We start from the raw sequence: 22,460 nt of genomic DNA, 5'->3' as shown, positions 1-22,460 counted from the left end.
GCGCAAAAATTCGTTCCAGCCGTGCGAACTATGCGCGCAGCCGGTTTTTGCCGATCTGTAAGGGATGTTCATCCTTGGATGTGATCCCTGTATCTCGTGGCTTATTTGGCTGCAAGAGTCATGTGAGTACTAAATATAGTATCAACAGCTTCCTGCCGCCAGTCCCCGCGTCATGTTTTTGGCGGTATCCGCAAGGCACGCAAAATCCACCGGCGAACCGCCCCCTGATGGTCGGGACGCCCCTTCTGGACTTGCGAACTGAGATTGAAAGGAACCGGCCTCGTTACTTTCCGGTCCGTTGCCGCCGCAACATAACTGTCACTTTCCTCCTGCGGCATAGATTCGTCAAGCCATAGATTGAAACCGTTTTTTAACCACAAGATATTGTGTGCAGCGCCTGTGGAAAACGGGGATAGCAAAAGCGTTCAAAAAAATCAGTGACTTGGCGCGAGACTTTGAAGCTTGCGCGAGGCTGGTTTCCGCAGCGGAAAGCGAAAACCCCGCATTTCCGGGGTGCGGCATAAAGGCGACACTGCGGTTTTTCCGTGTTTTTTTGCCGTTACCAAAAAAGCATTTCCACACAAAAAAACCGCCCCGAAGGGACGGCTTTTCAGGCATGGTTTTGGGTTGCGACAGGCGATCAGCCGCGCGATCCCTTGGCGATCGGTTCCTGATAGGTGAAGCCCATGTCCCAGGGAAAATAAATCCAGGTGTCCTGGCTGACCTCGGTGACAAAGGTGTCAATGGTGGGCACGCCCTTCGGCTTGGCGTAAACGCAGGCAAAATGCGCCTTCGGTAACATTTCGCGCACTTCCAGTGCGGTCTTGCCGGTGTCGGTCAGATCGTCAACGACGAGCACGCCTTCGCCGCCGTCGGACATCAGCTCCGGCGCCACGCCCTTCAGGAGAACCGTGTCGCCCTGGTTGACGTAATCGTGGCGGGTGGCGATGCAGACCGTATCGATCAGGCGGATGTTCAGCTCGCGGGAAATGATCGCTGCCGGCACGAGACCGCCGCGGGTGATACAGACGATCGCCCGGAACTCCCGGCCAAGGCCGGCAAGACGCCACGCAAGCGCGCGGGCGTCGCGGTGAAACTGATCCCAGGTTACGGGAAAGGCTTTATCGGGAAGGGACATGTCGTCTACCATCTGGTCAAAATTGTCGATGGCTTTGGCTAATAGCCGCAAGACCCGCAAAAAGGCAAGCATTGCGCGCAGGCTCTTGCGGCTTCATCCACGGCTACCGGTGTTTAACGCGACAAAAGCGTCATCGCCGTCATGGAATCGAGCAGCGTGCGCGTCACGCCGCCGAACAGCAGTTCCCACCAACGGGAATGGCCGTAGGCGCCCATGACCAGAAGGTCGATGCTGTGGTCTGACAGCCGGTTTTCGATAGCCGCCTGCGGCGAGATGCCGGCGATTTTTTCCTGCGAGGTTACCGTGACGTTGACGCCGTGGCGGGCGAGTGTTGCGGCCAGTTCGGTTCCGGCAAGTCCAGACGATTGCGTTTCGCTCTCGGCCTGATCGACGGAGAAGATCTCGACGCTCTCGGCTGCAATCAGGAAGGGCAGGGCATCGAAGGTGGCGCGTGTTGCCTCGCGGGAGCCGTTCCAGGCGATCAGTACACGCTTGACCGGTTTGGCAACCGTCAGCACATGCGGAACGAGAAGAACAGGGCGGCCGCTTTCATGGAGAAAGCCGTCTATATCCGAGCGGCTGTCGGAGAGTGCGGAGGAGTTGCTCTGGCGGGCGACGATGAGATCGGCGCAGCGCGCGCTATCGATTGCCGATGACGAGGCGTAACCCACCGAGGTTACAAAGCTGCGCCACTCATGCGAGATGCCATTGGCAGACAGCGTGTGTTCGAAGAGGTTTCCAACATCCGTGGTTTCTTTGTGCGCCACGTCCTGAAGCACCTGAACGGTAGCGGGGTCGGGAATTTCCATCGGCGCGACGAGCGGAACGGCGGCCAGCGTTTCCATGTGCAGGCCAATCACATGCGAGGAAAACTGGTTGGCAAGACTTACCACGAAATCGCCGAGCTTTTGCGTGTTCTCCACATTGTCGATCACTGCCAGTATCGTTTTGTAACCCATTTTTTAGCTCCTCGGTGACGCGTCGTTTTGGGGAGAGTGGCTGCCTTTGCCGGGTACCACCTTGATTTTGGTCAATCCGCTTCCGTCTCAGGCGGTTGCATCGCCCTTGCTGGCCGACAGTGTTTTTTCCTGACCAATGGTTTCGATCATCGTCGCCACTGCATCCGCCGCCGCTTTCAGCACGGTGGCATCACGGGCGCGCACGACGATCTCCGTCGAAAAGCGTTGTCCGTCATATTTCGGGTAGGAGCCGATGCTGGTTTCCGGGTGCGCTTTCTGGATTGCGGTCAGCGGCGTGCCGATGTCACCTTCGCCATAGGGAGAGCGCACCGACTGCGACATGACTTTCGCGCCGGTGCGCAGCGTTGGCATGACATTGTCCAGCATGGCCTGAAACACCTGCGGAACGCCGGCCATGACGTGGACGTTGCCGATGACGAAGCCGGGGGCGACCGAGACGGGATTGGCGATGTGGCTTGCCCCCCTTGGCATGCGGGCCATGCGCTTGCGCGCTTCGGTGAATTCCATCTCGCGTACACGGTACATGTCACCCAATATCCGCAAAGCCTCGGCATCGTGCTCGCAGGGCAGGCCGAAAGCCACGGATACCGCATCAGCGGTGATGTCGTCATGGGTCGGGCCGATGCCGCCGGAGGTGAAGACATAATCATAGCGGGCGCGTAGCGCATTCAGCGCTTCGACGATTGCGTGCTCCTCGTCGGCGACGATGCGCACTTCCTTCAAGTCTATTCCGGACATGGTGAGCACATCCGCGAGGTGCCCGATATTCTTGTCCTTGGTGCGTCCCGACAGCAATTCGTCGCCGATGGCGAGCATGGCGGCGGTCACGACGGATGGGGTGGGTGAGGGATTGGACATGGGGGTACTCGTCAGCTGTTTTGTCCGACGTTAGTCCGCCGCCCGGTGAATGCAAAGCGGTTTTGAAAAAATGTCTATCTGTGAAAGGTTGACGTTCCGGCGTTTCGTTCACTGATTGCGAACAGTGCGTATGCGGATGCACCGCTGGTGTGGGACCGGCCTCTGGGCTACCTTTGCATCACATGCTTGTAACTGGTCACCACTAATGATCATCGCGTTCTTAAAAAGGCTTCTGGCTGGTACGCCTGAGACGATTAACCCTAAGGATACAAAGAAAATGACAAAAGTTCTGGTGCTTTATTATTCATCTTACGGCCATATCGAGACGATGGCATATGCCGTTGCCGAAGGCGTGAAGTCTGCCGGCGCGGAAGTTGTCGTCAAGCGCGTTCCGGAACTGGTTCCTGAGGAAGTCGCCAAATCCTCGCACTTCAAGCTCGATCAGGCTGCCCCCATCGCGACTGTTGACGAACTGGCAGAATACGATGCCATCATCGTCGGCGCCGGCACCCGCTTCGGCACGGTTGCCTCACAGATGCGCAATTTCTGGGACCAGACCGGCGGTCTGTGGTTCGGCGGCAAGCTTGTCGGCAAGGTCGGCTCTGCCTTCACCTCGTCGGCCACGCAGCACGGCGGTCAGGAATCGACCATCCTTGGTTTCCTCCCCACCTTCCTGCACCACGGCATGGCCGTTGTCGGTCTGCCCTATGCCTTCCAGGGCCAGATGGGCGTCGATGAAATCAAGGGCGGCTCGCCTTATGGCGCCTCCACCATCACCGATGGCGACGGCTCGCGTCAGCCTTCCGCTATCGAACTGGAAGCCGCACGCTACCAAGGCGCACATGTAGCCAAGCTGGCCGCCAAGCTTTCTGCTTGAGCCTGCATTGCTGGAAAAAGAAATGCGGCCCGAAAGGCCGCATTTTCTTACTCCGGCATCTAACGTCGCCGGTACCGCAGGGAATGATTTTTAAGGCGGGTCAGATCGGCAGGTTGACCATGAAAAGGCAGCTTGCAATCACGACGCCGAGCATGGAAATTTCGAGAAAACCATTCAATCCGTCACGCATTTCAATCCTCCTTGTTGATCGAAGAGAGAACGGAAAAGATTTATCGCGGTTCCATAACAGCAGAATGAAATTTAGGAAATTTTAATGCCCTGCCGCTCCGTCACAATACGGAGTGGACATCGGTGCTTCAGCCGGTAACGACGAAGGCGACCACGAGGTGACCGAGAAGGCCGATGGCGAGGCAGGAGAGGAGAAATATGAACAGGGCTTTTTTCATGTTTCCAGAAGCTTCCATCTGTTTTTACCCTTTAAACCTGTTGTCCTGACTTGTTTCGCCTCAGGACGCCATTTTAATTCTCGACCATGGGTCTTGATGCCGTCAGGCCTTGATGTCGAGGCCAGCCTCGATTGCGGCGGCGATGAAGGCCTTGCGCGCATCCTCCGGCTTTTTCCTGCCGGCATCGACGGCGGCGCAGACCAGCAACGCCGCGTCCAACGCATCGCCGTCCTCTATCGGCCAATCCTCGATCATGGCCCAGGACGCCGCCTGCGTGGTCTCGATGCTCGTATAGTCGCCCGGCGTTTCGAACGCGATCAGGACGGGTTTTTGCCAGCGCGTGTTCATCGCTCATCCGTGTTGGTTATCGTGCCCGGCTCTAAACCAAGCGGGCAGGATGCGCAATTGGTTTCGGTTGGCTCGCGGTGCGGTCAGTCGTCGCGTCCGAACAGCCAATCGCGAATGATGCGGCGGTCTATGAGTTCGAGCGAGCGATCGGGCGCAATGCGATAGGTTTCCACCGCCCTCGTGCTGCCGTCGATGCGGAACTCGTGGCTGAAGGTGCTGCCGATCGGCGATTTCGTCAGCTTGGTGCGCGGCTGGCCCTTATAGGTGATGCTGCCGGGGATCGGTTCGACATAAGCGGCCGGGCCTGAGGTCGTGCAGCCCGCAAGCGTAAGCGCGATTGCGGCCAATGATACGAGCGTTTTCATCCTGTCCTCCGAAGTGCGTCTGCGAAAACGATATGGAGGCGCAACGGTTCCCCGCGAGTGATAAAGGGCAGAGCTATTCGCAACTGCTACTTGCGTCTCGGATTTTGAGTGTCGCGCGCGACCCAGCGGAAGAAAGCGTAGACGAGCAGGCCGAAGATGAAAAGCGGGATGAGGTTCGCAAAACCGGACATATGATTCTCATTTCTCCCTCCCGATCCGGGGTCTAACCGGAGAGAAAGAGGCAAGGCAAGCGTGGCGTGCAGCGCCGCAGGTAAAATGTCCGTGTGCCTGTTTGGGGAACGGTTTGCGTGCGGCGGGAAGATCGCCGGAGAAGAAGGAAACAGGTGAGACCTGGCGCACTGCCAGTGATACCAGGTCTCCCAGTCCCCCGCCAGTTTCAGGGAACGGGTGACTTGATTTAGTATGACGAACGGCACCCGATATACATAGACTGAGAAATTACCTCGAATAAATCGCTACCATGGTCGATCACCCCGGGGCCGGAGCGTGGTGCGTCGCCAATCGCAGCCGCCGTGCGCGCGCACGACCCTCCGCGTTGTCCGCAAATGCCGTTTAACCCGTTGAATCGGCTGGAGATGAATTCTTCGGCCCACGCCATAAGAGGATGGGGGAAAAGGAACTTTTTGCGTGTTTGATCATTAAATACAGCGCATACTTATTATTCATGGAGGGCTAAACATGATCGGCACCATTCTCGTTATTCTCATCATTCTTTTCCTGATCGGTGCTTTGCCAAGCTGGGGTTACCACAATTACGGTTATGGTCCCTCGGGTGGCCTCGGACTGGTTCTGGTCATCGTCCTCGTTCTAGTTCTGCTGGGTCGCATCTGATCGATCCGCATTGAAGATGCAGCGACTGCCCGCACCCGCGCAAAGCGCCGGCTGCGGGCATTGTTTCTTCTGGAATATGAGTGAGATAAAAAAAATGTCGGAATCCGAAGGGCTTAGGACGTGGACGATTGCCCTTTGTTCATCGGATCGGAAAAAACAGCACATTCGGAACGAACCCTCTTGCGCGCATAATGGATTCGTTCTAAATGCCCGCCATCGCTCGAATTCATGAGCGTGTGAGGCCTCGTGGCGGAGTGGTGACGCAGAGGACTGCAAATCCTTGTACCCCGGTTCAATTCCGGGCGAGGCCTCCAAAAACTTCACCGAATAGAACCTGTTTTTTTGAACCTTTGGCCCACCTTGCGGTCATCGGCTGCCCTTGCTGTTCTAAAAAATCCCGGCCATTTCGCTTTTTCCAGCACTTAGGGCTCACCGCGCTTGAAAGCGCAGGCTTGGGCAATTATGAGATTGTTTAAAGGCGAGGGGAGACCCGTGCCGTTTTGAGCTTTTGGGGCCGAGGCTTCCCGACCGGCATCCGCGAAATTGAGGCGATAACGATATGATGGATTTCGAAACCGCACGCGCCAATATGGTCGACAGCCAGTTGCGCACGACCGACGTGACGTCGCATTCGGTGCTGAAGGCGTTTTTGAGCGTGCCGCGCGAAGCTTTCGTGCCGGCGGGTGTGCGGCAGATTGCCTATGTGGACGAGGATCTGCAGATCTGTCCCGCCCGGGATGGTCGCCCGGTCCGTTACGTCATGAAGGCCTCGCCGCTGGCGAAGCTTTTGCAGCTTGCGGCGGTGACCAAGGAAGACGTGGTGCTGGAAGTCGGCGGCGGCGCCGGTTATACCGCGGCCATCCTGTCCCAGCTCGCCGGTTCGGTGGTTTCGCTCGAATGCGACGAAACGCTGGCGGCTGAGGCGACGGAGACGCTGGCCTCGCTCGGATATGACAATGTTGCTGTTGTCACCGGCGATCTCGAAAAGGGTTATGCGGGCGAAGCACCCTATGACCTGATTTTCATCAACGGCTCTGTTGAGGAAGTGCCGGCGGCACTGACCGACCAGCTGCGCGATGGCGGACGTCTGGTTGTCGTTGTCGGATACGGTAACGCTGCCAAGGCAACCGTTTACCGTCGCGATGGCAACAGCACATCGGCTGCAACCTCTTTCAACGCGTCGATCAAGCCTCTGCCCGGTTTTGCCAAGGCGGCCGAATTCGTTTTCTGATCTTTAAAAGCGATCATTGTTTTGGACGCCGGGGTGGACTTTTCGCCCCGGCGTTTGTTTTTGCGGGTGCCGCACCGGCAGACCCGCTTCGCCCACCCAATTGCCCCAAAAGACCATTCTCACAAAGCTGTGCATCACGGCGAAACTTGTCGAATCAGTGATTTAGTTCCTGACTATGCTGCCCTAGACTAAGGGTGATTCGGGGTGTGCGTATTTCTACCCCTTTTCAGGCCATCGGCCCGAAAACCGGAAGCGATTTTCGACAGGAACGGTGTGCAGATTTAAAATGTTGGAGCGTCCTTTGGGCGTCCGTATGGACGCAAGGCGGTCTAGAGAGTGGAAACCGGGGATTGATATGGCTCAGCCAAGCGTAGCGCGTGAACCGTCCATGGAAGAGATCTTGGCGTCCATACGCCGGATCATCGAAAGCAACGAGACCGGGCCTACCGCCGCGTTTTCCGGGCAGTTGCCGCCTGTCTATGACGACGAAGACGATGGCGCAGGCGAAGCGCCCTTCGTGACGGAGGCCATCAGCCCGCCGGCGCGCGTTCCTCCCGCCGCAAACCAGGCATTTGGCGCAAGGCCGGTGCAGGATTTTTCCGCGGTCTCCGAAAAGCAGACGCCAGAACAGCAGGAAATCTCGGCCGAGAAAAGCATGTCGCTTGCCGATGTTGCCGCGCGCGTTCGCGCTGCCGCCGACCGCAACGCTGCCATGGGGCCGCAGGCATTTGCCGCCCAGGCGCAGCGTGAGCCCGCGCAGGCAGCCCCGGCCGCTCATTCCTCCAGCGTACCGCAGCCTTCGGCTGCGCAACAGGTTGAACGCCCTGCGCCGCAGCGCCCGACGGATGTGCGGCCGCTGCTGGCGGCCGCTGCCGCGAGCACCAGTGAACAGCCGGCAGCTTTTGCCGCCGAGGATCGTGCTGCTGCTGCTGCTGTCGAGAGCGCAGCTTTCGAGAACCGCTTCGACCAGCTGACGCTGCGTGGCGCCATCGAAACGCCTGTAGCCCAGGATCATTTTGAGATTTCGGTGCAGGAACCTGCTGTCGAGATGCCTTCATTCGATCTGGCCGAACCCAAGGAAGAGGGCGGTTTGTCGCTCAACCTCATTTCCGAGGCTGCCGGTGCGCAGATCGCCCGTTCCTTCAGCGAACTTGCGGAAATTTTCGATGGCGTCGAACGACGCTCGATCGAGGATATGGCCGCCGAAATGCTGCGTCCGATGCTGCAGGACTGGCTGGAAGACAATCTGCCGACGCTGGTGGAGCGTCTCGTGCGTGAGGAAATCGAACGTGTGGCGCGCGGCTCGCGCCGCTAGGCTCTGTTCGTCCGCATCTTGTAACATGCGCGAGATAATGAAACAGAGGCCGCTCCGGCACCGGGGCGGCTTTTTTGTTGAAGATGAAGGCGCTATGGGGTCATAGTCGCTGACGGGTCGGTTTCTGTTGACTCTCGACCATCCATCCTTATTTAAAAAATCCACACAAGAACTCTAAAATTCAGGTCAGGAAATGCTCGAAAAGACCTACGATTCCGCATCCGTCGAACCGAAAATCGCCAAAGCCTGGGACGAGGCGAACGCTTTTCGTGCCGGCGCCAACGCCAAACCGGGCGCGGAAACCTTCACCATCGTCATCCCGCCGCCGAATGTCACCGGCTCACTGCATATGGGCCATGCGCTCAACAACACGCTTCAGGACATATTGGTCCGCTTCGAGCGCATGCGCGGCAAGGACGTGTTGTGGCAGCCGGGCATGGACCATGCGGGCATCGCCACGCAGATGGTCGTCGAGCGCAAGCTGATGGAACAGCAGCTTCCGGGCCGCCGCGAAATGGGTCGTGAGGCCTTCGTGGACAAGGTCTGGGAATGGAAAGCCGAATCCGGCGGCTTGATCTTCAACCAGCTGAAGCGTCTCGGCGCGTCCTGCGACTGGTCGCGTGAGCGCTTCACCATGGATGAGGGGCTGTCCGAGGCCGTTCTCGAGGTGTTCGTCACCCTTTACAAGCAGAACCTGATCTACAAGGACAAGCGCCTCGTCAACTGGGACCCGAAGCTGCAGACCGCGATTTCCGACATGGAAGTCGAACAGCTGGAAGTGAAGGGCAACCTTTGGCACTTCCGTTATCCGCTGGAAAAGGGTGTGAGCTATCAGCACCCGACCGCATTTGACGAGGAGGGCAAGCCGACCGAGTTCGAAACGCGCGATTACATCGTTGTTGCTACCACGCGGCCAGAGACCATGCTCGGCGATACCGGTGTTGCGGTGAACCCGGAAGACGAGCGTTACAAGGGCATCATTGGCAAGCATGTCATCCTGCCGATCGTTGGCCGCAAGATCCCGATCGTTGCCGATGACTATGCCGATCCGACGGCCGGAACTGGCGCCGTGAAGATCACGCCTGCGCACGACTTCAACGATTTCGAGGTCGGCAAGCGTTGCGGTCTGCGCGCCATCAACGTCATGAATATCGATGGCACGATCTCCATCAAGGAAAACGAGGATTTCCTCGAGGGCCTCAATCATCCGGCGGCGCTGCACGGCGCATGGGACCGCCTGGAAGGACAGGATCGTTTCTTCGCCCGCAAGGTCATCGTCGAAATCTTCGAGGAAGCCGGCCTGCTCGACAAGATCGAGCCGCACAAGCACGTCGTGCCGCATGGCGACCGTGGCGGCGTGCCGATCGAGCCGCGCCTCACCGACCAGTGGTGGGTGGACAACAAGACGCTGGCTCAGCCGGCCATTGCCTCGGTTCGCGAAGGCCGCACCAATTTCGTGCCTAAGAACTGGGAAAACACCTATTTTCAGTGGATGGAGAACATCCAGCCCTGGTGTATCTCGCGGCAATTGTGGTGGGGACACCAGATTCCGGCATGGTACGGCCCTGACGGGCAGGTCTTCGTTGAAAAGACCGAGGAAGAGGCGCTTCAGGCCGCTATCCAGCATTATATTGCCCATGAAGGTCCGTGGAAGGCCTGGGTCGAGGAGAAGCTTGAAAACTTCAAGCCGGGTGAAATTCTGACCCGTGACGAAGACGTTCTCGATACTTGGTTCTCATCGGCGCTGTGGCCGTTCTCGACGCTCGGCTGGCCGGAAAAGACACCGGAACTGGCGCGGTATTATCCAACCAATGTGCTTGTCACCGGTTTCGACATCATCCCGTTCTGGGTCGTCCGCATGATGCAGATGGGTCTGCATTTCATGAAGGACGATGCCGGCAATCCGGTCGAGCCGTTCAGCACCGTCTACATCCATGCGCTCGTTCGCGACAAGAACGGCCAGAAGATGTCCAAGTCCAAGGGCAACGTCATCGATCCCCTGGAACTGATCGACGAATACGGTGCGGATGCGCTGCGCTTCACGCTCGCCATCATGGCGGCGCAGGGTCGTGACGTGAAACTCGATCCGGCACGTATCGCCGGTTATCGCAACTTCGGCACGAAGCTATGGAACGCCACGCGTTTTGCCGAAATGAACGGTGTAAAGCGCGATCCACATTTCCTGGCCGAAACCGCATCGCTGACGATCAACCGGTGGATCCTTACCGAGCTTGCCAACACCGCGCGCGATGTGACGGCGGCTCTTGAGAACTTCCGGTTCAACGATGCATCCGGTATCCTCTACCGTTTCGTCTGGAACCAGTTCTGCGACTGGTACCTGGAACTGCTCAAGCCCGTGTTCGGTGGCGAGGATGAGGCGGCAAAGGCGGAATCGCAGGTCTGCGCGGCCTATGTTCTGGATGAGATCTACAAGCTCCTGCATCCCTTCATGCCTTTCATGACGGAAGAGCTGTGGGCGCATACGGCGGGCGAGGGCGAGGAGCGGGCTGATCTTCTCTGCCTTACCGACTGGCCGACTCCGGAATTCCGCGACGATGCCGCGGCTGCGGAAATCAACTGGCTGATCGATCTGGTTTCGGGCATCCGCTCTACGCGTGCCGAGATGAACGTGCCGCCGGGCGCCACCGCATCGCTGGTGGTGGTCGGTGCCAATACCTCGACAGAAGCGCGGCTGGACCGCCATGCCGCCGCCATCCGGCGCCTGGCGCGTGCCGATGAAATCCGTGGTGCCGATGTGGCGCCAAAAGGTTCCGCGCAGATCATCATCGGTGAGGCCACGGTCTGCCTGCCGCTCGGTAACCTCGTCGATCTCGCGGCCGAAAAGGCCCGTCTCGAAAAGGCGATCGGCAAGGTGGATGCGGAGATGGAACGCATCGACAAGAAGCTGTCGAACGAAAAATTCGTGGCCAATGCCGATCCGGAGGTTGTGGCCGCCGAGCGCGAGCGTAAGGCGGAACTGGAAGTTCAGCTGACAAGTCTTCGAACCGCCCTGCAGCGGGTCAGCGAAGCAGGATAAGGTTCCTGTTGCGTGTAAAATCAAAACGCCCCGTGAAAACGGGGCGTTTTGCGTTCTGTCAGGGCCGGCTCAATTCATTGCTGCGTTGCAATGGCGAATCATGCACTGCGTGATAGCGCGATTATTTCTGCCGCGAGGCGCACAAAACCGCGCGGGAAGACGAAAAAGATCAATAAAAACGGCCTGATAAGCGATTTTCTTCGGAAACGTCCAACTGTGGTTATTTGGCGACATTTCCGGTGTGGATTGGGAGTTTGTTTCGTTTTGTGTCGTTTTTTCTAATTGGATTAGAATAATAGCCTAAAATGATTATGTAAGATGCCAAACATCAAAAACTTACGTAAAAAAATGGCCATCCGGTGGCAACCGCGCCGCGCCACGGCAGATTGTCATTTGCCGCAAAGCATTTCACTCTCTCAATGATCACATTGCCTTGATTGGGGAGAGAGATGGCAAAAACTGCATTTTTTCGCGGCGCAGTATGTTTCGTAGCCAGCATCGCGGCGGTCACGCCTTCACTGGCGGGCGGCCTCGAGCGCGGTGGCTACAATATCGACCTGCTGTTCGACCCGTCGGACTATGTTCTCGACAGTTCCGCTACATTCGTTGCGCCACAGCGCAAGGTTGAGAATGCGCGTGACAATCCGCTGAAGAGCGGTCCGCTGCCTGCGACTTGGTCAAGGAGCGCAGATGACTCTGAAAACTTCTGGTCGACCCGCATCGGCGCCAAGGCGGCAATCGGCGATTTCGGCGACTGCATGTTCGATTATTCGCAGCCTTGGGGCGCGCACCTCAATCCGGGCATCTGGCAGGGATCGAGCTACAATATCGAAACCAAGGTAAAGTCGCACAATTACGCCACCACCTGCCGTGTGAAGTTTGATCTTGGCAAGGGCGACTTCTCGATTATTGGCGGCGGCTTTTACCAGGAGATCAGCGGTTATAAATACCGTCAGGTTCTTGGCCCAGCTGTTCTTGGCCTCAATCCGGCCTGGTCCAGCTTCAGCGGCGTCGGCAAACTTGAGATGGAAGGTGACGGTTGGGGTTGGCGCGCCGGCGTTGCCTACGAAATCCCCGAGGTCGCCTTCCGGGCGAGCCTTGTTTATAACAGCGCCGTCGATCATGACCTGACCGGTTTCGCCGACGTCAGAGGAGTTCCGCAGACGCCGCCGTCCATCTCTCCGACGCTGGCGAAATACGGCGGCAAGCTGGTGCCGATCTATGGCTCCGTTTCGATGCCAGACAGCATCGAACTCAAGGTGCAATCCGGCATAGCGCCGGACTGGCTGGCTTTCGGTTCGGTGAAGTGGACTGACTGGAGCCAGATTGAGGTCATTCCTTTCTGCGCGGTAGGGACGTCTCCCTGCGTTCCGAGCGGTGCTGACACGCTGAACACGCTAGACCTGTTTTATCGTGATGGCTGGACGATTTCCGGCGGCGTTGGTCACAAGTTCAACGAGCAGTGGAGCGGTGCTGTGAGCCTGACCTGGGATCGCGGTACATCGACTGTTATCGGCACCCAGACCGACACCTGGACGCTGGGCACGCAGATCGTCTACTCGCCGAACAAGAATATCGAGTTCAAGGTTGCCGGTGCTCTCGGCCTCCTGACCTCCGGTAGCTCATCCATCAACGGTGGACCTTGCGGTGCGGGCTTCACCTGCGGCAACGAGGCGGGCTACGACTTCGGCAACGATCTCGTGGCTGCGATCTCTACGGGCGTCAAGGTCAAATTCTGACACCATTCGCCACACCTGAACGAAAAGAAAGGTCCGGTTTACCAACCGGACCTTTTTTCATTCCCGACTATGATTCCTGCTCGATAAAAATTTCTAGCCCGAAAGTTTTGTGACGATTTGGCAACACTTTTCTGCAAGCGTGGTGCCGCGTTGGAATGTGGGCATATCTGTCCATTTCCCGCCACAAACAAGGTGCTTGGCTTCTGTTTATGGACGCGGGGATGGAAGAACATGCAGGCGTTTGATGTGGGCCTGCGGAGTTGCGAAGAGTGAAAACGGGTTTGGATTCAGGGTTTAAGCAAGTAATACGGGAATTTGATCCGGGTTTCTTGTTTGGCGCTGACCGGCAGGCGGTCAAACGCCGTTATATTGCCGGAAATTATGCCTATATCTGTCTCACTGAAAATTTGGAGCAATTACCGCATATGACCACCGGCAGTGCGCTGGAAAGTGCTGCCGGAAAGACGCAGTGTGTTCGAAAAATCGCGACCCGGCGGGGTTCAGCTTTGCAGTATTCCGCAAGTATTGGCTATATGCCGGGAAGAGTGAGAGAAGTTCGCCTAAATGCTGAAATGTGAAGCACATGTTCTAAAGCCGCTCATCATGAGCCTTTTGCTTGCGTCGCTCGCAATGCCGGTGCTGGCTTTTGACATCAACGCAGGCGTTACCAAGGAATCCGGGCCCTTCGACCTGTTCAAGTTCGGCTTCAAGGCCTACAAGAACGGTAACAAGGACGAAGCCGTCGAGGCCTATCGCTATGCGGCCGAAAAGGGCCATACCGGCTCGCGCTGGGCGCTTGCCAATATGTATGCCTTCGGCGATGGCGTTGCCAAGAACGACTTCGAAGCTTTCAAGATTTACAGCGAAATTGCCAGCCAGGGCGTCGAGCCGGGCTCCGAGGATACCGGCTTCTTCGTCAACGCGCTGCTTTCTCTTGCCGATTATTACCGCCACGGCATTCCCGGCACTCCGGTAAAGATGGACCTGTCGCAGGCCCGCCAGCTCTATTTTCAGGTGGCTTCCACCTTTGGCGTGGCTGAGGCCCAGTTCCGTCTGGCGGAAATGATCCTTGCGGGTGAGGGCGGCCGGGCGGATGTGCAGCAGGCCAAGAAGTGGCTCAATCAGGCACGCAAGCACGGCCATGCCGGCGCCATGTCGATTTTCGGTAATCTGCTTTTCCAGGAAGGCCAGACGACGCAGGGGCTCGCCTTCATGACGGCCGCGCTCGACAAGTGCACGGCGGTGGATTGCACCTGGATACAGACCCTTCAGGAACAGGCTTTTTCGCTCGCGGGTGAAAACGATCGCCGCGCGGCCATCGCGCTGGCGCAGAACATGCAGATCGACGATCCGAACTGACAATTTTGGCTGAGGCGACTAGAGCACGTCCTGTTTAAACGGAATCGTTTGACGTGCTCTAACTCTTTGTTTCGGCGCACTTTTACCGGAAATTCTCTAACTCGCCCGGCGAGCGCCGTTCAATTGATCGGCGTAAAATTGAAATAACCGCAGACCGGTACGTGGTCGGACGGTTTTTCCCAGGCCCGCACATGTTTTTCGATGCTCACCGATTCCAGCCTGTCGGCCGCTTCCGCCGACAGCATCAGGTGATCGATGCGGATGCCGTTATTCTTAGGCCATGCGCCAGCCTGATAATCCCAGAAGGAATAAAGTCCGGGTTCATCCGTCGTCGCGCGTGCGGCATCGGTAAAGCCGAGATTTTCCAGCCTGCGGAATGCCGAGCGCGTCTTGGGCAGGAACAGCGCATCGCCAGCCCAGACCCGCGGATCGTGGCAATCGAAGGGTTCGGGGATGACGTTGTAGTCACCCGCCAGAATAAGCGGCTCCTCAAGCGCAAGGCGATCTTCGGCAAAGCGGCGCAGCCGCTCCATCCATGCGAGCTTGTAGGGATATTTGACCGGATCGTCAGGCGGATTGCCGTTCGGCAGGTAGAGCGAGCAGACCCGGATCACACCGCCATCAACGGAGAACACGCCCTCGATGAAGCGCGCCTGTTCATCGGCATCGTCGCCCGGCAGGCCGCGATTGATCTCGTCGGGCTTCATCTTCGACAGAAGGGCGACGCCGTTGAAGCCCTTCTGGCCATGGGTCTCGACGTGATAGCCGAGCGCTTCCAGCTCAAGGCGGGGAAAGCCTTCGTCAACCGACTTGATTTCCTGAAGGCAAACGATGTCGGGCGATGAATCCTTCAACCACTGGCAGAGGTTTTCGATACGCGCCTTGACGCCGTTGATGTTCCAGGTGGCAATCTTCATCGGAGTTTCCCTTTTGTGAGGTTACTTTTACCCGATGCAAAAGCGATTGCCACCGTTTTTGGAAACGGCTGGTGAGGATGTGGTGGATAGAAGCCGGGGCAGGGTAGATCAACAGCTATGGATGCACCGCAGCTCCCCAAACCCTCATTCCTGTGACGAGCGCAGGAACGAGGGCGGAGAGAAAGGCGTGAATGATCTCAAGCTTGGCGCTTGATATCACCATCAAATAGAAAAGCTGGTGCCGCAGCCGCAACTTGCGACCGCGTTCGGGTTCTTGATCTGGAAGGACTGGCCGAGCAGATTGTCGACGAAGTCGATTTCAGAGCCGGCCATATAGACAACCGACAGGCTGTCGATCAGCACCTTGGCGTCGCCACGCGCAATCACGATGTCGTCATCGGCGGGGTCTTCCGCCAGATCGAACTTGTAGGAGAAGCCCGAGCAGCCGCCGCCTTCCACCGAAACGCGCAGAGCCTGCTTGCCCGCATCCGCTGCGACGATCTGGGCGATTCGCTTCGCTGCGGCTTCCGAAAGTGTAATGTCGCTGTTTTCCATGTCGTTCCTCGTGCCGGGGTCAAGAACCGGAGAGCAATAGATTTGTCGCCACCATTATAAACCAGTCAAATAAACGGTCTATAGCGATGTCCGCAACGGCCTTTGCAGCGATGATGCTTTGCGCCGACCTTTGCGATAGGTATGAAGGGTGGATGAAAAGGTCAATGGTCAAAGGCCATGGACTTCGGGTCAAAGGAAGTCCCGGCCAGAGAACAGTACAGGTGGATGAATGATTATAGACCAGCGCGCATTGGGTTTCGGAAGTGGCGAGAGGGCGGTTTTCGCCTCTGATCCATGGACCACGCGCGGGCGTCTTTTTGCCGAGGAGGGGAGCCTGACGCGCTCGGAGTTCCAGCGCGACCGGGACCGCATCGTCCACACCACGGCCTTTCGCCGGCTTAAACACAAGACGCAGGTTTTCATCAGCCCTGACGGCGACCATTACCGCACCCGGCTCACCCACACGATTGAGGTTGCGCAGATTGCCCGCGCACTCGCACGTGCTCTGAAGCTGGACGAGGATCTGGCCGAGGGCGTGGCTCTGGTGCATGATTTCGGCCACACGCCGTTCGGCCATACTGGTGAGGATGCGCTGGATGCGGTGTTGTTGCCCTATGGCGGCTTCGATCACAACGCGCAGTCGCTGCGCATCGTCACCAAGCTGGAGCGCCGCTACGCCGAATATGACGGCATCAACCTGACATGGGAGACGCTGGAGGGGCTGGTGAAGCACAATGGCCCGCTGGTCAATGCCGAGGGCGAGGGCGTGAAGGGCCCGGTTCCGCTGCCCATCCTCGAATATTGCGAGCTGCAGGATCTGGAAATCGGCAGCTATGCCAGCCTTGAGGCACAGATGGCGGCTATTGCCGACGACATCGCCTATAATACCCATGATATCGATGACGGCCTGCGTGCCGGTTATCTGAGCTTCGAGATGCTGGAAGAGGTGCCTTTCCTCAGCAAGCTGATGGCTGAGGTACGTGCGAAATATCCCGTGCTCGACAAGGAACGCTTCGCCAATGAAATCATGCGCCGCCAGATCACCCATATGGTCGAGGATGTAATCGGGGTCGCGCAGCAGAATCTTTCCCGGCTGAAACCGGAGAGTGCGGCCGATATCCGCGCCGCTGATTTTACCGTCGCGACTTTCTCGCCGGAAATGGCTGAAACCGACAGGCAGATCAAGAAACTGCTGTTTGCCCATATCTACCGGCATCCGGAAATCATGCGCATCCGCGCCGGCGCTACGCAGATCGTTACCGACCTTTTCCACCGTTATATGGAAGTGCCGGCAGAGATGCAGAGTCACTACTGGGTGGACAGCATTTCCGGTATGAGCAAGGCCGCAAAAGCCCGCCATGTGGGGGATTATCTGGCCGGTATGACCGACAGTTATGCACTGCGCGCCCACCAGCGGCTGTTTGACCACACCCCCGATTTGCGATAGGGCAGCGGGCGATCGCGAAGCCAACCCGGTTATGATGGCCGGACATGAACAGAAGCCCTTCGCGCAGGTTGGAACGATGAACATTTTTGCCGATTTCGATACCAGGATCAAAAACGCGCTCGAGACTCTCGATCTCGTGAAAGAGAACCGCGAAAAGGTCGATTTCAGTCGAATTACGGTCGAATCCCCGCGCGATCTCAGCCATGGCGATGTCGCAACCAATGCCGCTATGGTTTTGGCGAAGCCGCTCGGCACCAATCCGCGGGCGCTGGCCGAACTCATCGTGCCAGCACTTCAGGCCGATGGCGATGTCGATAGCGTCAACGTCGCCGGTCCCGGCTTCATCAATCTCAAGGTCTCTGTCGGTTACTGGCAGCGTCTTCTTGCCGACATGATCGGGCAGGGCATCGATTTCGGCCGCTCGAAGATCGGCGCGGGCCAGAAGATCAACGTCGAATATGTCTCCGCCAACCCCACCGGTCCTATGCATGTCGGCCATTGCCGTGGTGCTGTCGTGGGTGACACGCTGGCGAACCTGCTCGCCTTCGCCGGTTATGGCGTGACCAAGGAATATTACATCAACGACGCCGGCTCGCAGATCGACGTGCTCGCGCGTTCGGTCTTCCTGCGTTACCGCGAGGCGCTTGGCGAAGATATCGGCGCCATTCCGTCGGGCTTCTACCCCGGTGACTATCTCGTTCCAGTCGGCCAGGCGCTGGCGGATGAATATGGCATCAAGCTGCGCGCCATGCCCGAGGAAAAGTGGCTACCTATCGTCAAGGACAAGGCGATCGCCGCAATGATGGTGATGATCCGTGAGGATCTGGAGACGCTGAACGTCAAGCACGACGTGTTCTTCTCGGAGCGCACGCTGCATGAGGGCAATGGCGGACCCATTCTCTCGGCCATCAACGATCTCACCTTCAAGGGCCACGTCTACAAGGGCACCCTGCCGCCGCCGAAGGGCGAGTTGCCGGAAGACTGGGAAGACCGCGAGCAGACGCTGTTCCGGTCCACCGAGGTGGGCGACGACATGGACCGCGCGCTGATGAAGTCGGACGGTTCCTACACCTATTTTGCCGCCGACGTTGCCTATTTCAAGAACAAGTTCGATCGCGGTTTTTCCGAGATGATCTATGTGCTCGGCGCCGACCACGGCGGCTATGTGAAGCGGCTTGAAGCGGTTGCGCGCGCCGTCTCGGAAGGCAAGTCGAAGCTGACGGTTCTTCTGTGCCAGCTCGTGAAGCTGTATCGCGATGGCGAGCCGGTGAAGATGTCGAAACGCTCAGGCGATTTCGTCACGCTGCGCGATGTGGTGGACGAAGTAGGTCGCGATCCCGTGCGATTCATGATGCTCTATCGGAAGAATTCCGAGCCGCTGGACTTCGATTTTGCGAAAGTGACCGAACAATCGAAGGATAATCCGGTCTTTTACGTGCAATATGCGCATGCCCGTTGCATGTCCATCTTCCGCCAGGCGCAGGAAGCGTTTCCGGGTCTTGCGCTCTCGCAGGACGACATGTCGTCTTCCGTTGCTTTGATTAGCGATATCAACGAGTTGCAGCTGGTTGCAAAGCTTGCTGAGTACCCGCGCCTGATCGAATCCGCAGCCCTTGCACACGAGCCGCACAGGCTTGCTTTTTACCTCTATGATCTCGCCAGTTCCTTCCATGGACACTGGAACAAAGGTAAAGACCATCAGGAATTACGTTTTATTAACGATAAAAACCGAGAATTGAGCATTGCCAGACTCGGGCTGGTGAATGCTGTCGCGAATGTTTTGAAGTCTGGTCTTACGCTTTTAGGAGCGGACGCGCCTGACGAGATGCGATAACATATCACCATTATTTGCTCACAATACGCTGGCAAGAGCTGCAATGCGTAGATGGTGGAACACGTAATGGTCGAAAAAAATGTCGCGTATAACCGGGACGCCCGGTCTGAAGGGTTCGCTGACAACGATCCTCTGGCAGAACTGGCGCGTATCGTCGGTTTCGATGAGCGTCCTTCGCATGCGGGTTCCGAAGCTGCGCCACGCGCCGGCTCTGCGGCAACCCGCCGCGAACCCGAATTCAATCTCGAAGACGAGCTGCTTCGAGAGTTCGAGGTTTACGATGCGCCGCATGCCGATCCGGTCGTTCTTGACCCGGCAAACGATGTGCGTGCGGGCATCCACCCCAGCGACTTCATGCAGCGCGTCGAATCGGTTTTCGCCCGGCGCGAGCCTGAGCTTGCGCCAGCGGACGAACCCGTGTTCGAGGCAAGCCCCGCACCCGAAGTGAGCCAGGAGCCACTTCCCGAGGCCGATCAGGCCTACATTCACAATTACGTCGAGACGTCGACGCAGGACATCCGCGCGGATTTCCGTGACGATGCCGGTGCGGTTGCCGAGGTTTTCGATGTGCATTCGCGCCAGTCGCGCCCTGCCGAGCCGGTGGTTTACCAGCAGGCTGCATGGGAAGAGCCGCAGGCTGTCGAGCCGGCTCAAAGCACCTGGCACGCCATGCCTGAGCTTCCGGCCGATGTTTCGAGCAATATTGCGCATTCCGATCAGAGCCATGCGCCTGAGCCGCAGTCTTTCGATCTTGCCGATGAGGTAGAGATCGCCGTCGCCGAAGCGCCGGCGCCGATTTCCGTGCGTCCGCCTTTGCATGGTGGCCGTTCTTCGCTGGAATTTTCCAGCCTGCGTCTGCCGCTTGCCAATTTCGGCGCGCGCCGCGATGTTGCGGCAGGTGATCCCAAGCGGATCGAGCCGAGGGCCGAAGCGCTGCCTGCAGCCCGGATCGAGCCACAGGCCGAACCAGTTCCGGCGCCTGAGCCCGTCTTCGTTCAGGCGGAAGAAACTGCACCTACCTTTGCTCCTTCGGTTGCAGAGAAGCCGGTTGAAACAAATCTTTCGCCGATGGACGAGCTGATCTACGGCGTTGCGAAATATTCCATTCCCGGACGCGGCGAAGAGCCTGTCGTTCAGGATGCCCCCATCGCACAGGCTGCGCCTATCGTTCCGGCTGCAAGAGTGGAGCCGCCTTTGGTTGCCACGGCGCCGGTTGCCGCAGCCCCTGTAAAAGCAGCCCCGGTCGTAGCAGCGCCGCCCGTTCAGGAGCCGGACTTTGGGGATTTCGCAGGTTTCAACGACGATGATTTCGAGCTTGCGCTTGATGATCTCGATCTTGACCTCGACCTTTCCGAAATCGCTGCAGCGGAAGTCGCACCTGCGCCTGTGCCGCAGCCCGTTCGCCAGCAGCCGGTCGCTCCGGTAGCGGTTGCTGCCGCCGCGCCGCAGCCGGTGCGGGAACAGCCAGCACCTCAGCCGCGCCCGGCCCCGGTTGCTGCAATTCCGGTAGCCGCGCCTCCGGTTCAGCCGCGTCCGGTCGCAGCCGCACCGCAGCCGGTTGCACCACAAACGCTTGAAAGCCTGCCTTTCGATCCCTCGCAGATCGGTGAGACGGAAGAACATCCGGAAAATATTACCGAGATGGACGTGCCGGAATTGCCGGTCGGCGTTTTCGAACCCAAGCCTGTCGCCCGTCGTCACGAAGAAGACCTCGATATCGACACCGAGCTCGCAACGCTGTTTGCCCCGGCGGTTGCCGGTGGTCTTGACCGTCACAAACATGCGGAAAACCGGGCTGCTGCCCCGCAGGCGCGTCCTCAGGCACAGGGTCCGGAGGAGGTCGACGAATTTGAGCGGGCGCTGGAAGAAGATTTCCGCCGCTCTATGCAGGAGGCTGCTGCCTCGCGTGGCAATGCGCCGCGCGATGCCGAGAATACCTATGTCGACCATCAGCCGGCCTATCGCGAAGAAGAACGCGGCGGTCGCCGCTGGATCATGCCGGTTGCCGCAGCAATCGGTCTGGTGCTTGTCGGTGGTGGTGTTTACGCGCTGATGTCGGGCGGTTCGTCCGGAGCGGGCTCCAATGGCGCGCCGGTCATCATTTCCGCCGATAACGACCCGATGAAGGTGGTGCCGGAAAATCCGGGTGGCCGCGTCGTGCCCAACCAGGACAAGGCGGTTTACGACCGCGTGGCCGGTGGTAGCGCTGCCGATCCGAAGCAACCGGCGCTGATCTCCAGCAACGAAAAGCCTGTCGATGTGGTCCAGCGTACGCTGATACCCGAACAGCTGCCGCTGGAAGGTGAAAACGACGCGGACATGGAAGCCACCGGCACGCCGGTTGGCGAGACTGAAGATCCGCGCCTGCTTTCGCCGGAAGAAAAGGCCAGCCAGAACGAAGGTGCCGGTGCGACGGGCGTTTCGCCGCGCAAGGTCCGCACCATGATCGTCAAGCCTGATGGTACGCTGGTTGCACAGGAAGTCGATGCGCCTGCTGCCCAGCCACCGAAGGCCGACAAGGTCGCGGAGCTTGCTGCACCGCAGGCAGCCAAGCCGGGTGAGGGCGCTCCCGCCGTCATCGCCGCTTCGCGTGTTCCGGTTGCGCCTGAACACCCGCAGGCCAATACGCCAGCCGCTTCCTCCACACCGGCCTCGCAGTCGGCTGCGCCCGTTCCTTCGGCGCGTCCGTCTGCACAGCCTTCCAATGTGGTGGCAACGGTGACCAATCAGGGCAACGTCCGTCCTGCTGCAACTGCTCCGGCCCAGCCGCAGGCTGCACAGCAGCAGACAGCCGCCGCCATGCCCGCAGCAACGAGCGCGCCGTCTTCGGGTGGTTATTACATCCAGATCGCGTCCCTGCCGAGCCAGGCGGAGGCCCAGAAGTCCTACCAGAACATGTCGGCCAAGTTCGGTTCGGTCATTTCTGGTCGGGGCGTCGACATCAAGGCCGCTGAGATCGCCGGCAAGGGCACGTTCTACCGCGTCCGCATCCCGGCGGGGGACAAGAACGAAGCCGTGGCGCTGTGCGAAAAGTTCCGCGCAGCTGGCGGCAGCTGCCTGGTGGCGCGCTGATCGCGGCTGATCCGGTTGAGTGAAGATTGGGGCTGCCGTCTAAGGCAGCCCTCGCAGTGGGGAAAGGCTTTCCTCACATTCGACGTCATCCTCGGCCCCGTGGCGAGGATCTGCCAACGTTTCGCCAAC

General features: G+C 58.6%; 19 protein-coding genes and 1 tRNA gene. 12 read left to right on the top strand and 8 right to left on the bottom strand.

Annotated elements, in window-relative coordinates:
• Positions 1-345: 345 nt before the first annotated feature.
• From ACQZ6D_RS03425 to ACQZ6D_RS03410, 4 genes are all read right to left on the bottom strand, one after another.
• Positions 346-618: a hypothetical protein gene (locus ACQZ6D_RS03425; RefSeq protein WP_153793569.1), complete on the bottom strand. Its 273-nt coding sequence runs from the start codon at positions 616-618 to the stop codon at positions 346-348.
• A 22-nt stretch (positions 619-640) separates the two neighbouring features.
• Positions 641-1,138 (bottom strand): xanthine phosphoribosyltransferase, encoded by a 498-nt coding sequence (gene gpt / locus ACQZ6D_RS03420; RefSeq protein WP_003515641.1) that lies wholly within the window; start codon positions 1,136-1,138, stop codon positions 641-643.
• Positions 1,139-1,251: 113 nt separating this feature from the next.
• Entirely contained in the window at positions 1,252-2,097 is an 846-nt protein-coding gene (locus ACQZ6D_RS03415; protein ID WP_003515639.1) for a universal stress protein, read from the bottom strand.
• An 87-nt stretch (positions 2,098-2,184) separates the two neighbouring features.
• Positions 2,185-2,976 (bottom strand): competence/damage-inducible protein A, encoded by a 792-nt coding sequence (locus ACQZ6D_RS03410; protein WP_013636292.1) that lies wholly within the window; start codon positions 2,974-2,976, stop codon positions 2,185-2,187.
• 277 nt (positions 2,977-3,253) lie between these two features.
• Here ACQZ6D_RS03410 and wrbA point away from each other — a divergent pair, with 277 nt between their 5' ends.
• The gene (gene wrbA, locus ACQZ6D_RS03405; protein ID WP_019566148.1) at positions 3,254-3,853 is read left to right on the top strand and encodes an NAD(P)H:quinone oxidoreductase type IV; all 600 of its coding nucleotides are present in this window, start codon (positions 3,254-3,256) and stop codon (positions 3,851-3,853) included.
• A gap of 509 nt (positions 3,854-4,362) precedes the next feature.
• Here the strand turns inward: wrbA and ACQZ6D_RS03400 are convergent.
• Both ACQZ6D_RS03400 and ACQZ6D_RS03395 read right to left on the bottom strand, forming a co-directional pair.
• Positions 4,363-4,608: a DUF982 domain-containing protein gene (locus ACQZ6D_RS03400; protein WP_003515635.1), complete on the bottom strand. Its 246-nt coding sequence runs from the start codon at positions 4,606-4,608 to the stop codon at positions 4,363-4,365.
• Positions 4,609-4,691: 83 nt separating this feature from the next.
• On the bottom strand, positions 4,692-4,973 hold the full coding sequence (locus tag ACQZ6D_RS03395; protein ID WP_003515633.1) for a hypothetical protein: 282 nt from the start codon (positions 4,971-4,973) through the stop codon (positions 4,692-4,694).
• Positions 4,974-5,672: 699 nt separating this feature from the next.
• Here ACQZ6D_RS03395 and ACQZ6D_RS03390 point away from each other — a divergent pair.
• The 8 genes from ACQZ6D_RS03390 to exoR all read left to right on the top strand — a co-directional run bounded on the left by ACQZ6D_RS03390 (position 5,673) and on the right by exoR (position 14,506).
• Positions 5,673-5,825, top strand: coding sequence for a DUF3309 family protein (locus ACQZ6D_RS03390; protein ID WP_003515628.1), 153 nt, complete (start codon positions 5,673-5,675; stop codon positions 5,823-5,825).
• A 240-nt stretch (positions 5,826-6,065) separates the two neighbouring features.
• Positions 6,066-6,139, top strand: a tRNA-Cys gene (locus ACQZ6D_RS03385).
• Positions 6,140-6,384: 245 nt separating this feature from the next.
• Positions 6,385-7,056, top strand: coding sequence for a protein-L-isoaspartate O-methyltransferase family protein (locus ACQZ6D_RS03380; RefSeq protein WP_448729612.1), 672 nt, complete (start codon positions 6,385-6,387; stop codon positions 7,054-7,056).
• Between the two features lie 355 nt (positions 7,057-7,411).
• Positions 7,412-8,371, top strand: coding sequence for a cell division protein PopZ (popZ, locus tag ACQZ6D_RS03375; protein ID WP_448729611.1), 960 nt, complete (start codon positions 7,412-7,414; stop codon positions 8,369-8,371).
• Positions 8,372-8,564: 193 nt separating this feature from the next.
• Positions 8,565-11,408 (top strand): valine--tRNA ligase, encoded by a 2,844-nt coding sequence (locus ACQZ6D_RS03370; protein ID WP_065702446.1) that lies wholly within the window; start codon positions 8,565-8,567, stop codon positions 11,406-11,408.
• A gap of 449 nt (positions 11,409-11,857) precedes the next feature.
• A complete protein-coding gene (locus ACQZ6D_RS03365; RefSeq protein WP_448729610.1) occupies positions 11,858-13,147 on the top strand; it encodes an outer membrane protein transport protein in 1,290 nt (429 codons plus the stop codon).
• Positions 13,148-13,416: 269 nt separating this feature from the next.
• Complete coding sequence (locus tag ACQZ6D_RS03360; RefSeq protein ID WP_233283652.1) at positions 13,417-13,725, top strand: hypothetical protein; 309 nt, start codon at positions 13,417-13,419, stop codon at positions 13,723-13,725.
• Positions 13,712-14,506 (top strand): exopolysaccharide production regulator ExoR, encoded by a 795-nt coding sequence (gene exoR / locus ACQZ6D_RS03355; protein WP_003515620.1) that lies wholly within the window; start codon positions 13,712-13,714, stop codon positions 14,504-14,506. The genes ACQZ6D_RS03360 and exoR overlap by 14 nt, the downstream gene beginning before the upstream one ends.
• 119 nt (positions 14,507-14,625) lie before the next feature.
• Here the strand turns inward: exoR and xth are convergent, their stop codons facing one another.
• On the bottom strand, positions 14,626-15,423 hold the full coding sequence (gene xth, locus ACQZ6D_RS03350; RefSeq protein ID WP_065702447.1) for an exodeoxyribonuclease III: 798 nt from the start codon (positions 15,421-15,423) through the stop codon (positions 14,626-14,628).
• Between the two features lie 222 nt (positions 15,424-15,645).
• Positions 15,646-15,978 carry an iron-sulfur cluster insertion protein ErpA gene (erpA, locus tag ACQZ6D_RS03345; RefSeq protein WP_003515615.1) on the bottom strand — a complete coding sequence of 111 codons (333 nt, stop codon included), beginning with the start codon at positions 15,976-15,978 and terminating at the stop codon, positions 15,646-15,648.
• Between the two features lie 229 nt (positions 15,979-16,207).
• On the opposite strand from erpA, the gene ACQZ6D_RS03340 reads away from it, so the two are divergent.
• From ACQZ6D_RS03340 to ACQZ6D_RS03330, 3 genes are all read left to right on the top strand, one after another.
• Entirely contained in the window at positions 16,208-17,425 is a 1,218-nt protein-coding gene (locus tag ACQZ6D_RS03340) for a deoxyguanosinetriphosphate triphosphohydrolase (RefSeq protein ID WP_065702448.1), read from the top strand.
• 76 nt (positions 17,426-17,501) lie between these two features.
• Positions 17,502-19,259, top strand: a complete 1,758-nt coding sequence (argS, locus tag ACQZ6D_RS03335; RefSeq protein ID WP_038492845.1) for an arginine--tRNA ligase — start codon at positions 17,502-17,504, stop codon at positions 19,257-19,259.
• 66 nt (positions 19,260-19,325) lie between these two features.
• Positions 19,326-22,331, top strand: a complete 3,006-nt coding sequence (locus ACQZ6D_RS03330; RefSeq protein WP_065702449.1) for an SPOR domain-containing protein — start codon at positions 19,326-19,328, stop codon at positions 22,329-22,331.
• Positions 22,332-22,460 lie beyond the last annotated feature (129 nt).

This window comes from Agrobacterium sp. 22-3639C2, from assembly GCF_053522105.1.
Note: the sequence above shows the minus strand (reverse complement) of the source record. Positions and strands in the feature narration are given on the sequence as shown.